We start from the raw sequence: 12,310 nt of genomic DNA, 5'->3' as shown, positions 1-12,310 counted from the left end.
TGCGCTGGTGGTCACATGCCGGTAGTAGTGGCCACCACGTCGGCGAGGTCGACGAGGTGATCGATTTGGTCGGTCGCCGGTGCCCCGGCATGGGTGCTGTTGTCCGGGTTGTCGAGAACTCGGCGGCGGACGCCTTCGGCGATGATCGCCAGCTTCCAGAGCCCCAGCGCGTGCCAGAAGGCCAGAGCGGCGGGGTCACGGCCGGTGTGAGCGAGGTATTCGTCGACGAGTTCTTGCCGGGTGGGGAACCCCGCCAGCGTGGTCATCTCGAACCCGGCGATCGATGGTTCGCCGGGTTCCGGCCAGTAGGCGAGCAGACTGCCGAGGTCGGCGAGTGGTTCGCCGAGGGTGCACAGCTCCCAGTCCAGGACCGCGGTGATGGTGCCATCGGCTGGCGCGGTGATCATGTTGCGCAGGTGGAAGTCGCCGTGCACCAGGGTGAGTTCGTGCTGTTGAGGTATGGCGGCGCTCAGTCGCTGGGTGAGCTGATCGACCTGTGGCAGGTCCCGGGTGCGGGATCGGTCCCATTGCCTGGACCAGCGGCGTAGCTGGCGTTCGGCGTAAGGACGATGGCTGGCCAGGTCGGTCAGTCCCGTGGCGGCCAGGTCGACGGCATGTACTTGGGCGAGCGCGCGCGCCAGCGCCAGCCCGGTCGAACGGCGCTGATGCGGGGTCAGGGTCTGCGCGACAGCCACGTCTTCGATGACCTGGCCCTCGATGTGCTCGAGCAAGATCATCGGGACGCCTTCGTGTGCACCGACCCCGAGCACCTGCGGCACCGGCACGCCTGTGCCCCGCAGGGCGCCCACGACCCGCGCCTCGCGGACTACGTCGTGTGCGGAGGCCAGCAGGTCGCCCAGCGGTGGTCGGCGCAACACCCACCGTCGACCGGCTGTGTCGGTGACCAGGAACGTCAGGTTGGAATTGCCCGCCCCGATCCGAGCGACCTCGACTGGGCCGGCGCATCGCACACCGAGCGAGATCAGCCACTCACCCAAGAACGGACGGTCGATGGCCAACTCGGCAGCGCTGCCGGTGTTGTGCGCGGATGGCGGAAACACGTCGTATCACTCCTTGCTATGGAACGAATGCTCTATGACGTTCCATCAAAACGAGGCGCTGTGTCAACAGGTCGAGCGCATTTGCCTGAAAAATAACGATTCCAGCTTTATTGAGAGTAAAGCAATGCTAGAACTGGGGCAGAACAACGATGTCCTAGGAGTCCACATGTCTTCCCTCGTCCGAATCGCTTGCCCTCGCCGTCGCCTCGGCTCCCTGAAACGGCTGGTCCTGGCCGCGACACTGGCCGGTCTCGCTGTTGCCGGCACGCCCGCCACCGCACAGGCCGCACCGCAGTACCCCGTCCCGTACGGGCTGATCGACGGAATCGCCCACTTCGTCGACCGGTCCTCCCCGCCCGCCGCGAACGACTGGAGCTGCCGTCCGAGTGCCGAACATCCAGAGCCGGTGGTTCTGGTTCACGGCCTCACTGCCACGATGGCCGCCAACTGGCAGACCATCTCACCGCTGCTGGCCAACAACGGCTACTGCGTGTTCGCTCTGAACTACGGCTTCGACCCGGCCGCGCCCGTGCCGTTGAACCTGATCCCGGCAACCAAGTCGATGCGCGAATCCTCGATCAATGATCTGGCGCCGTTCGTGGATCGTGTGCTGGCGGCCACCGGCGCACAGAAGGTAGACATTGTCGGCCACTCCGAAGGCACTGTGATGCCGCGCTGGTTCATCAAGCACGGCGGCGGAGCTGCCAAAGTCGCCAAGTCGGTGAACCTGACCCCGCTCAACAACGGCACCCAGGCCGGGGGGCAAGGCCTGATCGCGCTTGCCCTCGACGCGCTCGGCGTCTGGGATGACCTCCAACTCCGTGCCGAGGCTTACGGATTCGGGGCCAGCCTGCAGATGACGACCGGTTCGGACTACCTCGAAGACGTGAACTCCGGTGACGCCTACCCGGCCGGTATCGACTACACCTTCATCATGACCCGCTGGGATCAGGTCGTGGTTCCGCACACCAGCGGCATGGGACCGATCGCCCCGAATGTGACCAACATCGTTGTGCAGGACCAGTGCCCGCTCGCCCTCTTCGAACACGCGGGTGCGGCAGGGGATGCTGTTGTCGCACAGCACATCCTCAACGCACTGGACCCGGCGAACCGGGTCCCGGTGAACTGCTTCGGCCGCCCCCGCAACGGCTGACCCGCGACCATGACGAGTTCTCCGTTCGAGATCTGGAATCGACAACTGGATCGGTTCCCCGCCAACGGAAAGCGAGCGATGTATCTGGCGATCACCGTCGCCGCGACCGTGGTGCTGTACTACCAGCTCTACGTCCAAGGCGCGGTCGCGACGAAAGTCCTCGCCGACCTGGACATGTCGTTGACCTACTTCATCCTCGGCCAGGTCGTCGGTGGCCTGATCGGGGTACTCGGCTCGCTCGCGGCCGGCCTCGCCGATCGGTGGGGACGCGCAAATCTGGTTGTCTACGGCTTGATCGTGGTGTCGCTATTGGTCGGGATCGCGGCGCCGAACGTCCATAGTTCCCTTGCCTACATGGTGGTTTTCGGGCTGATCGCCGGGGTCGAAGGGGTCGTGCTGGTGGCGACTCCCGCCCTCATCCGCGACTTCTCACCACAGCTCAGCCGTGCATCGGCCATGGGGTTCTGGACCCTCGGGCCGGTGCTCGGCAGCTTGCTCGTCACGGTCGTGTCGAGCAACACCCTCGATACTCACCATGATTGGCAATTTCAGTTCCAGGTAGCCGGAGTAGTCGGGGCGGTGATCTCGCTGGTCGCTTTCGTCGGGCTGCGCGAACTCGCACCCCAGCTGCGCGATCAGCGGATGGTGAGCCTGCGTGATCGTGCGTTGCTGGAAGCGCGGGCACGCGATATCGCCCCAGATCAGTCGACGCGCGGGCACTGGCGGCAGATGATGACCAGCCGGATCCTCATTCCGGCCGGTGCGATCAGCTGCTATCTGCTGTTCTACTACGTCGCTGTCGGATTCTTGGTGCTGTTCCTGGTCACCACTTTCGGCTACAGCGACGCCCGTGCGAACAGCCTGGCCACCTGGTACTGGATCGTGAACGCACTGAGCCTCATCGTGTTCGGGGTGCTGTCGGACGTACTGGGGGTGCGCAAACCCTTCATGATCGTCGGTGGGCTCATCAGCGCGTTCGGGATCGGCTGGTTCGCTGTCGCCACCGGCGACAGCAGTACCACTTACCGCCTGTTCGCGGTGATCATCGTGGTGATCGCCCTCGGCACCGGAATGACGTTCGCCACCTGGATGGCCGCCTTCACCGAAACGGTGGAGGCGCGCAATCCGGCGGCGACAGTAACCGGGTTGGCGGTATGGGGCGCTTGCGTACGGGTTGTTGTCGCGCTGTCGTTCACCGCGCTGATCTTCGCGATTCCCGCCGCCGGGGTGCTCGCCGACTTCGGCCCACACGTAACGCACACCTCGGCGGCATTGAAGGCCGGGGCCATTGTGCCCGAAGCGGACCTGCAATTTCTGGCGCTACACGGCGAGGACGTCCGCCGCGCCGCCCACCACGCCCCGAAGCAGTGGCAACAGCTGTGGTGGGTATGCCTCGCGGCACAGCTGGTGTTCCTACCCTCGGTATGGCTGCTCGCGGGCAGGTGGCGTCCATCATCGGCGCGTGCCGACGCGCAGCGGCACCGGGCCTCGGTCGAAGAAGAGCTGTTCACGCTCGTGGTTCGGAAATGACCGCGATTCCCGCGTCGGACGAGAAGGTAGTCTCGGCCATCATGACCAGGTCCGATCCGAAACCGGCTGACGTCCGGCCCCGCCGCCGTTCCACAGCGGTGCGACCGTCCGACGACACATTGCTCGACGGCGTCCTCACCGTCTTCGCCGCCCACGGCTTCGACAACGTCACCATGGACCAACTGGCCACCGCCGCCGAGACCTCCAAGCCGACGCTGTACTCGCACTTCGGATCCAAAGACCAGATCTTCGATGCGTGTGCCCGCCGGGAGGCGGCGCGGCTGTTGGAATGGATGCGGGAAAGCTACCGGCGCGCACAAGGTTTCGACCTCGACCGGCACATCGCGACGACCACACGCGCACTGTTCGACTTCGCCGCCACCCACGCCGAGGGCTTTCACATCCTCTTCGGTTCGGCGACCGCGGGACGCTCACACGCAGTGCGGACCGCCACGATCCAGTCGGTGACCGACACCGTCGCCGAACTGATTCGGCACCAATACGGCGGCCCCGATCTGACGTGGGGTGCCAGCGCCGATTTCTGCGCGGCGACAATTACCGACATCGGGGTACGTGGGGTGCGGCAAGCGCTCGTCCAGCACCTCGATTTCACCGCGGCCGCGAATCTGACGATCTCGATCATCGTCGCGGCTATGCGCCACCTCGACCCGGCGGCCGTGCGTGCCGTCGACGCCGGCGCTGCTCGAGCGTCAGGGGAATTGGTCCGTGTCGGCGCGTCGGAGGGGGTGTCACGGCCTCGCTCTCCCGCCCTTGCTTCTTCTCGTGCGGCTCCTCGCAACGACGTGCTGGATTCCGCGATCCGTGCCTTTCAACGCGGGGAACGGGTCGAATTGCATGCGGTGGCTACCGAGCTCGGGATCAGCCGAACGACCATCTACCGCCGATTCGGCACCAGAGAAGAGCTGCTCGGTCTCACTCTCGCCCGCCAGTTCGAGCAGGTGATCACCGCGATCGACAGCCGCTGCACCAGCCGCGGCGTCCATCGCATCTGTGAAGTGTTCGATCAGGCGATACGCCAGTTGTCGGCTGATCGTGCACTGCGCACCTACCTCCAGAACGAATCACCGGCCGCCCTTCGTCTGGTTACCCAGGCGGACGGGCCGGTCCACCGCGGCAGCGTCGCCCTGGTCGAAAAGCTCATCCAGCGCGCGCAAGAACAAGACGGCTACCGTCCCCCGATCGACCGAACCACTCTTGCCTATGCCCTCGTCCGCCTCGGCGAGAGCTTCCTGTACGGCAACGCGGTTGCCGATGTCGAAGGCGACATGGACCACCTGCTGGAGATGCAGACAACACTGCTCGGTGTTTCCGGCCCTGTCGGCGGACCGTGAGACACAGGCTGCCCCCAGACCATCTGGGGCAGCCTGTGTCTCATTGATCCGATTCGGAGGATTGACCGCCGCTGCGGCACTGGCGCAGTGATCGGGTAGTCCTCTACCTGGGTTCCAGGAAGGCCGTCCGCCGCGACAGCTCGGCCCGTAACTGCTGGAATCGGAATAGTCCTGGCCGGCCGACGACGGCTTCGTAGCGGTCGACGACCTCGTCGACGAAGACGGGGATGTCGGCGGCGGGAATGCGGGCTGTCCAGTCCGCGAACCCGACCGTGCACCACCGGGCGAAGGCTTCGCGTGAGCCGAAGTCCCATTCCCGGTCGGTCACGGAGTACGTGGTGACCTCGAGGTCGGCGCTCGCCGCGATCGCGGGCAGCGCGCCGGGGTCGATATGCACGTAGGGGCGTGCGAATCCGGCGAACGCTGTCGACCAGCGCGCATCGGCGGTGACCGCCATCGCGACGTCCTCGATGCTCGGGCGAGGCCCGCCGCAGACATACTGCACGAGCACCCGCCCGCTGGGTTCGAGTGCCGCGGCGATGTGCCGGTAGGCCGTCTCCTGGTCGAGCACCCAGTGCAGTGCGTTGAACGAGACAACGAGGTCGAAGTCGCGGGGGAAGGTCATCGTCGTGACATCGCCGACTGCGAAGTCGACGTTCGTGAGCTGGTCGTCGGCCGTGCGGGCGGCCTCGATCATCCGCGGTGACGGGTCGATGCCGAGCACGGAACCAGCGGGCACCCGCGCCGCGATCAAGCGTGTCACATAGCCGTCGCCACAACCCACGTCGAGGACGTGCTCGGCCCCCGCGAGCGTGACGGACTCCACGGCGTCCGTCGCCATCGCGCGCTGGAGTTCGCTGATGTGGGCGTAGCCTGCGCCGTCCCAGTCGGCCATCTAGGACCCGCCCTGCGACGGAATATCCTTCTTGACCGGCGGGGCGTCGTCCGGGGCGAGGTACGCGCCGATCTTGCGGAACAGAGCGTCACCGCCGTTCGAGTAGCCGCCCGACGCGCTGAACGCTTGGGGCTGGTAGGTGACAGCAACCGCGATCGCGATCTTCTTCGACGGCAGGTAGGCGTTGACCGCGGCAGAGCCGTAGAACAGTGGGTTCTGGTAGGACCAGTCGCCGGTGAGCCACAGGCCCAGACCATAGGTCTGGAAATCGTCGAGCGCCCGGCAGTTGACGCAGCCGGGGACCGCTGTCGTCTTCCCTCGCAGGTCCGTTGTCGTCATCGCCCGGTACGACTCCCCGGACAGCAATTCGCCGCTGCCGATGGCGACGGCACTTCGTTCCAGGTCGTAGATGTCGCTCGTCTGGATGGCGCCGTGGCTGAGCGTCCACGAGGGATTCCAATAGGTCGATTCCTCGTAGAACGGAACGGCGGGTGCCAATTCGAAGAACTCGCGGCGTTCCGAGGTGAAGGAGTGCAGGACCGGCTCGGGGATGTAAGGGGTGAGGTTCGGCTCGGTGTTCTTCAGGTCGAGCGGGCCGAGAACCTTCTCCTGCAGGGCATCCGCGAGCGATTTACCCGTGACCTTCTCCAGCGCCAGGCCGAGGAGTACATAGTTGGTGTGCGCGTAGGCCCAGTTGGTTCCGGGCTCGAACCACAGGGGGTCGTCGATCGCGAGAGCGAGTTGTTCCTGGGTGGTCCACGCCTTGTACGGATCCGCGTAAGCGATCTCCGCGAATTTCGCATTACCGAGCACGAAATCGTGATAGCCCGAGGTCATCTGGGCCAGTTGGCGCAGATTCACCCGGTCCGCGTTGGGAATGGCGGGCAGGTATTTCGAGAGCTTGTCGTCGAGGCTCAGTTTCCGCTCGTCGGCCAGGATCAACAGCAAGGTCGACACGTAGGAGATCGCGACGGCACCGTTGCGGAAATGCATCGCGGTGGTGGCGGGCACGCCCGTCATGGACTCGCCCCTGGCGGCGGTGACGATCTCTTTCCCGTCGACCGTCACGCGCACGATCACCGACTTCAGGTGCGCCTGCGCCATGTAATCGTCGACGATCTTCATGATGGCCTCGGCCTGCACCGGGTCTTCACTCGTGAACGTCGAGGGCGCGCCCGAGGCCGATCGGGAATCCTGCGCGGTCTCGTTCGATGAACAGGCCGCCGCCAGCAGACCCACTGTGCAGACGAACACCAGAACGTTCCGAGAAACGGACATTGGTCACCTTCCTGGCTACCGTCCCCCGAAATGTGGTTCGACCGAATAGGCGATTCTACGCCGCGGTGACCCCGAAATTCGGACGCGTGGCTGGGGTGTTCGGGCGGGTCGAGCCGCAGCAGGTGGCCCAGATATCGGTCACCCGGGCGAGCGGATCGCTTTGCGCAGGCTCGTCAGTGCCTGTGTCTGCGCATGCATGCGGCTGCCCGACCCGCGGTTGACGTGGTCGACGGCGGCATACAGCAGCGCCCACATCATGTTCAGGATCCACGAGGCGTCGAGCGCTGCGTCGATCGAGCTGTCGTCGCGCCCCCGCTCTATCGCCGCGATCGCGGCGTCGTCGGACAGGCACGATGTGGTCTCGTCGTAGACGCCTGACGTGAAGAACATGACCGTGAGGACATCGCTGAGTTCGAAGTACTCCTGACACAGCCGAAGGACCGCGTCGAGCCCTGTCCCGTCGGCCAGGCACGCACGCTTCGAGGCGTCGGCCACGGCCTGTTCGGTGAGCCGCCCGACGGCAGCGATCAGGTCGGATCGTTCGGAAAAATAGCGGTGCAGCGTCGTACGCCCGACGCGCGCCTTCGCGGCGACTTCCGTCAGCGACGCGTTGGGCGATTTCGCGAACGTCGCCACTGCCGCATCGAGAATCGCGCGACGGGTGCGTTCGCGGGCACTGGTCTCTTCGACATCCTCCACAGGGGCAGCATAAACGAGGTCCATCCTGGATATTCACTTTACTAAAATGGAACAATGATGTTCCATTGATGGGGTGACGACGATAGCGCCTCCCATCGAAACCGCTCCACCGATGACCATGTCGAACCTGGGTGTCCTGATCGGCTATGCCCGACCGCACACATGCACCCTGCTGATCGGACTCGTACTCGCCCTCGGCAGTTCCGCGACGGTGATGGCGACGCCGATGGTGACCAAGTCGATCCTCGACGCACTCGGCACGGGCGCGTCGATCATGGGCCCGACCGGTGCCCTGTTGGTGCTGCTCGTCATCGGCGCCGCACTCGGATGGGGTTACTGGATTCTGCTCGGGACCGTCGCCGAGAACATAGTCTTCGACGCGCGCACGTCGCTCGTTCGACGACTGCTCGGCGCGACGGTTCCGTCGGTGCAGGCGCGTCCTACAGGCGAGTTGGTCACGCGCGTCACGGCAGACACCTTGCTGCTGAAGGAGGCCGCGTCGTCAGCGGTGATCGGCATCATCAACGCCACCTTCCTGACGGTGGGCACCGTGATTCTCATGGGTGTGCTCGACATGATGCTCCTCGGCGTCACCGTGCTGGCTATCGTCGTCGTCGGCATGCTGTTCGGAACGCTCATGCCGCGAATTGCCAAGGCGGACGCGCAAACTCAGGAATCGCTCGGCCACCTCGGCGGCGTGCTGGAAGGCAGTCTGCGTTCGGTGCGCACCGTCAAGGCGGCACGCGCCGAGCATCGCATCGCCACGTTGATCGGCGCCGACGCACGCAACGCCCGGACACACGCGATCGAGTCGGTGCGCGTCTCGGCAACGGCATGGACCGTCGCGTGGACCGGCGTGCAGGGCGCCATTATCGCGATCCTGGCCATCGGCGCCTGGCGCGTCGACAACGGTTCGCTGACCGTCTCGACGCTGATCGCGTTCCTGCTGTACGCGTTCACCTTGATGGGACCGATCCAAGAATTGACCACGCACATCACGGCCATGCAGTCGGGTATCGCGGCCGCCATGCGTATTCGGGAGATGGAGACGCTGCACTCCGAAGCAGATGTGGCGCACGAGCCTGCGCCGGCGACGACCGCCGAGCCCGACGCCGCCTTGCGTTTCGACGACGTCACGGTCCGCTACACACCTGACGCACCGCACGCATTGAAGGGATTGACGCTGCGGATTCCGGCGACCGGCCATACAGCCATCGTGGGTCCGTCCGGCGCGGGCAAGACAACGGTGTTCTCGACGATCCTGCGATTCGTCGAACCCGACACCGGGACCGTCTCGGTGGGCGGCGTGGCGTACCGGAACCTGACGATGTCGGAGGTTCGTGCGCGGATCGCGTATGTCGAGCAGGAATCCCCTTTGGTGCCGGGCACATTGAGCGACAACCTGCGGTTCCTGCGGCACGGTGCCACCGACGACGAGGTGGCCGAGGTTCTTCGCCTTCTCCGACTCGACTCGGTCGTCGCGGCCCAGCCGAAAGGCCTGGACACCCACGTTCGCGACACCGACCTTTCGGGCGGGCAGCGGCAACGGATCGCGATGGCACGCGCGATGCTCGGTGACGCCGACGTGCTGCTTCTCGACGAAGCGACGTCGCAGATCGACACTCTGACCGAGGCATCGATCGTCGAAGCGATCGCCGTGCGGGCGCGCACCCACGCCGTCGTCACGATTGCTCACCGCTTGTCGACCGTGCGGCACGCCGATCGGATCGTCGTGATGGACGACGGCAGCGTACGCGCGGTCGGGACGCACGACGAGTTGATGCGCGCCGACGACCTCTACGCGCGGATGGTCCGTGCCGGTGGATTCGGATAATCGCATGTTGTCTCGGCCATGGTGGGCCGCGGCAGGTCTACACAGTTCACACGGAGGCCGACGCCTGTAAGGCGAGGTGGGTGCCTTCCCAGCGGCTGCGCAGTCGCCGGTCGTGGCTGACGACCACGATGGCTCCCGGGAAATGAGCGAGCGCGGTTTCCAACTCCTCGACCAGACCTGGCGACAGATGGTTGGTCGGCTCGTCGAGGAGCAGCACGTCGACGGGTTCGGTGACCAAGCGCGCCAAGGCGAGGCGCTGGCGCTGGCCGGTGGACAGGTCCTCCACACGCGTCGTGAACTGGGAGACGTCGAACAGGCCGAGTGAGAGCAGTTGGTCGCCGTGGAATTCTGGGTCACCCGGGCGATCGCGCGCGAAGGCGACGAACATCATGCGTCCGCGGACGGCGGGCGGTGGTTCCTGCGCGAGGTAGCCGATCTTGCCGGTCCGGGTGACGGTGCCGGTGTCGGGTGCGAGCTCGCCGGCCAGCACGCGTAGCAGGGTGGTCTTGCCCGCGCCGTTCGGGCCGGTGATCAGCAGGCGGTCGCCTGCGGCGAGCGTCACGCTGGTCGGCTCGAGTCTGCCTGCGACGGAGATCCCGGTGGCCTCGAGCCCGGCCCCGTGTGGGCGTGTGGTCGCCAGGGTGGGCGCGAATCGAAGGGGTTTCGGCGGTGCCGGCACCGGGTTGGCGAGCAGGCGCCGCAGCCGTTCCTGCGCATTGCGAACCCGGCTGGCCACTGATTGCTGCACCCGTCCACCGGCTCGGCCGTAGGCCATCTTGTTGTTGTCTGCCATCGCCCGGCCCGGTGCGACCCTGCGGGCGGTGGTGTCGGCGGCCTCGCGGAATCGTTCGGTATCGGCCAGCCATCGCGCGTGCGCCTGCACCCATCGCGCTCGCTCGGCTGCCTTCTCCGCCAGGAATCCTGCATAACCGTCGTTGTATCGGACGACGCGCCGGCGGTCCGCGTCGACCTCCAGCAGGCTGGTAGTCACCCGTTCGAGGAAGGCCCGATCGTGAGAGACCGCCACCGTCGTGCCCCGCCGGGCGAGCAGGTGGTCTTCGAGCCAGGTCAGGGCGACGTCGTCGAGGTGGTTGGTCGGTTCGTCCAGTAACAGCAGTTCCGGAGCAGCCGCCAGCACCGCGGCCAGGCGCAGTCGGACCTGCTCACCGCCCGACAGCTCGCCGATCGTGCGGTCGCGATCCACCAGGCCCAATCCCAGTCCGTGGATAGCCTGTTCCACTCGCGCATCGGCGCCGTAGCCGCCGTGATGTTCGAAAAGTAGTGTCAGGTCACCGTATTCGTCGATTCCGGACTCGTCGCCGTCGGCCATCGCGATCTCGAGGCGGCGCATCCGGGCTTCGACCGCTCGCAGCTCGGCGAGGGCCTGGTCGATGAGCTGCTGCACAGTGAGGTGCTGGGGGAGTTGCTCGTCTTGCGCGAGGTAGCCGACACCACCCTCGGCGTGGACGACGATCTCGCCGTTATCGGGCTGCACCCGCCCGGCGAACAGACGCAGCAGGGTGGTCTTGCCGGAGCCGTTTTCGCCGATGATCCCGGTGCGCTCGCCGACGTCGAGCGAACATGTCACATCCGTGAGAACGGGATCGCCGTCGTACGACTTGCTGACCGCGAGCGCGGTGATCTGGGTTGGCATGGCACACTCCGAAGCATTCGAGGACGACGCAGTCGGGGGACCGCGGGGCCGGGTGAAAAGCTCGGAAGAATCGGGCAACCTCGCTTGCGTACGGCAACTGTCGCACCACGGTAGCAAGACGACGATGGCCTGATCACGGCCGCTCGAAGTCCTCGTGGACATGGTGCCCGACCAGTCTGCGAAAGCCTTCCCCGCAGGTACGGATCAACGTCTGCGAACCCGGCTTCACTCTTGGTTCACGCTTGCTGCTGCGCGCGAACGGTTTCGAGGTCCGGGCCGGTCGCCATGGTCGCCGAAGGTGCGGTGCGGGGCCAGGTCCAGGCGTACCGCAGGATGAGGGCGAGAAGGATCAATTCCAATGCGACGCCGAGGCCGTAGAAGTACAGCCAGGACGCGCCCACCACATTGAATACCGTGACGGGGACGTAGAGCGAAGCCACGATGAGGTTCGCGATGCGGTTGACCCCGGCGGGCAGCGTCATCGACAGCACGACCATGAAGATCGGGATAGCCATGAGGATCAGCGCTGAGGTCGAAAAGGTTTGGGAGAGGCTGAATTCGAAGACCCTGCCGTCGAGGATGTCCTCGACGACGCCGGGCGTGAAGAAGTTGAGAATGTCCACGTAGGCGTACAGGAACATGAAGCTCGTCCATGCTGCGGCGAGCTCGGCTCGCACCGGCATCGGCTGGTCTTCCAGGGTGGTGGTGAGTTGACGTGATTTCATCATGGGCTCCGTTGTGGGGCGGATCGGTAGGTCCACGATCGCTGAGCCCGGCGCCGGGCACACCCGCCCGGAGGCTGGAGTTCACCTGGCCGATGGCATGGTCTCCGTCTCGTACTTTCGGCGGATACG

The 12,310-nt window shown here is 65.7% G+C and carries 10 protein-coding genes; 4 read left to right on the top strand and 6 right to left on the bottom strand.

What is annotated here, in order from left to right:
* Window positions 1-11: 11 nt before the first annotated feature.
* Complete coding sequence (locus tag ACWF99_RS06235; protein WP_452535063.1) at window positions 12-1,061, bottom strand: phosphotransferase family protein; 1,050 nt, start codon at window positions 1,059-1,061, stop codon at window positions 12-14.
* A 34-nt stretch (window positions 1,062-1,095) separates the two neighbouring features.
* On the opposite strand from ACWF99_RS06235, the gene ACWF99_RS06230 reads away from it, so the two are divergent.
* The 3 genes from ACWF99_RS06230 to ACWF99_RS06220 are packed head-to-tail and all read left to right on the top strand — an operon-like array spanning window position 1,096 to window position 5,096.
* Complete coding sequence (locus tag ACWF99_RS06230) at window positions 1,096-2,214, top strand: esterase/lipase family protein (RefSeq protein ID WP_452535062.1); 1,119 nt, start codon at window positions 1,096-1,098, stop codon at window positions 2,212-2,214.
* A gap of 9 nt (window positions 2,215-2,223) precedes the next feature.
* On the top strand, window positions 2,224-3,744 hold the full coding sequence (locus ACWF99_RS06225; protein WP_452535061.1) for an MFS transporter: 1,521 nt from the start codon (window positions 2,224-2,226) through the stop codon (window positions 3,742-3,744).
* The gene (locus ACWF99_RS06220; RefSeq protein WP_452535059.1) at window positions 3,741-5,096 is read left to right on the top strand and encodes a QsdR family transcriptional regulator; all 1,356 of its coding nucleotides are present in this window, start codon (window positions 3,741-3,743) and stop codon (window positions 5,094-5,096) included. The genes ACWF99_RS06225 and ACWF99_RS06220 overlap by 4 nt, the downstream gene beginning before the upstream one ends.
* Before the next feature lie 103 nt (window positions 5,097-5,199).
* On the opposite strand, the gene ACWF99_RS06215 is transcribed toward ACWF99_RS06220, so the two are convergent.
* The 3 genes from ACWF99_RS06215 to ACWF99_RS06205 all read right to left on the bottom strand — a co-directional run bounded on the left by ACWF99_RS06215 (window position 5,200) and on the right by ACWF99_RS06205 (window position 7,992).
* The gene (locus ACWF99_RS06215) at window positions 5,200-5,991 is read right to left on the bottom strand and encodes a class I SAM-dependent methyltransferase (protein WP_452535057.1); all 792 of its coding nucleotides are present in this window, start codon (window positions 5,989-5,991) and stop codon (window positions 5,200-5,202) included.
* Complete coding sequence (locus tag ACWF99_RS06210; protein ID WP_452535055.1) at window positions 5,992-7,269, bottom strand: serine hydrolase domain-containing protein; 1,278 nt, start codon at window positions 7,267-7,269, stop codon at window positions 5,992-5,994.
* 138 nt (window positions 7,270-7,407) lie between these two features.
* Window positions 7,408-7,992, bottom strand: a complete 585-nt coding sequence (locus ACWF99_RS06205; RefSeq protein ID WP_452535053.1) for a TetR/AcrR family transcriptional regulator — start codon at window positions 7,990-7,992, stop codon at window positions 7,408-7,410.
* Between the two features lie 88 nt (window positions 7,993-8,080).
* Here ACWF99_RS06205 and ACWF99_RS06200 point away from each other — a divergent pair, with 88 nt between their 5' ends.
* Entirely contained in the window at window positions 8,081-9,802 is a 1,722-nt protein-coding gene (locus ACWF99_RS06200; RefSeq protein WP_452535051.1) for an ABC transporter ATP-binding protein, read from the top strand.
* 46 nt (window positions 9,803-9,848) lie between these two features.
* Here ACWF99_RS06200 and abc-f read toward each other — a convergent pair whose 3' ends face one another.
* Together abc-f and ACWF99_RS06190 are read right to left on the bottom strand one after the other, a co-directional pair.
* Window positions 9,849-11,456 carry a ribosomal protection-like ABC-F family protein gene (abc-f, locus tag ACWF99_RS06195; RefSeq protein WP_452535049.1) on the bottom strand — a complete coding sequence of 536 codons (1,608 nt, stop codon included), beginning with the start codon at window positions 11,454-11,456 and terminating at the stop codon, window positions 9,849-9,851.
* Window positions 11,457-11,692: 236 nt separating this feature from the next.
* Window positions 11,693-12,181 (bottom strand): DUF6326 family protein, encoded by a 489-nt coding sequence (locus ACWF99_RS06190; protein ID WP_378630521.1) that lies wholly within the window; start codon window positions 12,179-12,181, stop codon window positions 11,693-11,695.
* Window positions 12,182-12,310 lie beyond the last annotated feature (129 nt).

Source organism: Nocardia sp. NPDC055002 (genome assembly GCF_053608825.1).
The sequence above is the reverse complement of the archived record's forward strand: the minus strand, read 5'-3'. Positions and strand labels throughout refer to the sequence as shown.

Excerpts from the sequence above, each read along its gene's own strand:
- ACWF99_RS06225 (WP_452535061.1), top strand. The coding sequence starts at position 2,224 with ATGACGAGTTCTCCGTTCGAGATCTGGAATCGACAACTGGATCGGTTC.
- ACWF99_RS06215 (WP_452535057.1), bottom strand. The coding sequence starts at position 5,991 with ATGGCCGACTGGGACGGCGCAGGCTACGCCCACATCAGCGAACTCCAG.
- abc-f (WP_452535049.1), bottom strand. The coding sequence starts at position 11,456 with ATGCCAACCCAGATCACCGCGCTCGCGGTCAGCAAGTCGTACGACGGC.
- ACWF99_RS06200 (WP_452535051.1), top strand. The coding sequence starts at position 8,081 with ATGACCATGTCGAACCTGGGTGTCCTGATCGGCTATGCCCGACCGCAC.
- ACWF99_RS06220 (WP_452535059.1), top strand. The coding sequence starts at position 3,741 with ATGACCGCGATTCCCGCGTCGGACGAGAAGGTAGTCTCGGCCATCATG.
- ACWF99_RS06210 (WP_452535055.1), bottom strand. The coding sequence starts at position 7,269 with ATGTCCGTTTCTCGGAACGTTCTGGTGTTCGTCTGCACAGTGGGTCTG.
- ACWF99_RS06205 (WP_452535053.1), bottom strand. The coding sequence starts at position 7,992 with ATGGACCTCGTTTATGCTGCCCCTGTGGAGGATGTCGAAGAGACCAGT.
- ACWF99_RS06190 (WP_378630521.1), bottom strand. The coding sequence starts at position 12,181 with ATGAAATCACGTCAACTCACCACCACCCTGGAAGACCAGCCGATGCCG.
- ACWF99_RS06230 (WP_452535062.1), top strand. The coding sequence starts at position 1,096 with ATGACGTTCCATCAAAACGAGGCGCTGTGTCAACAGGTCGAGCGCATT.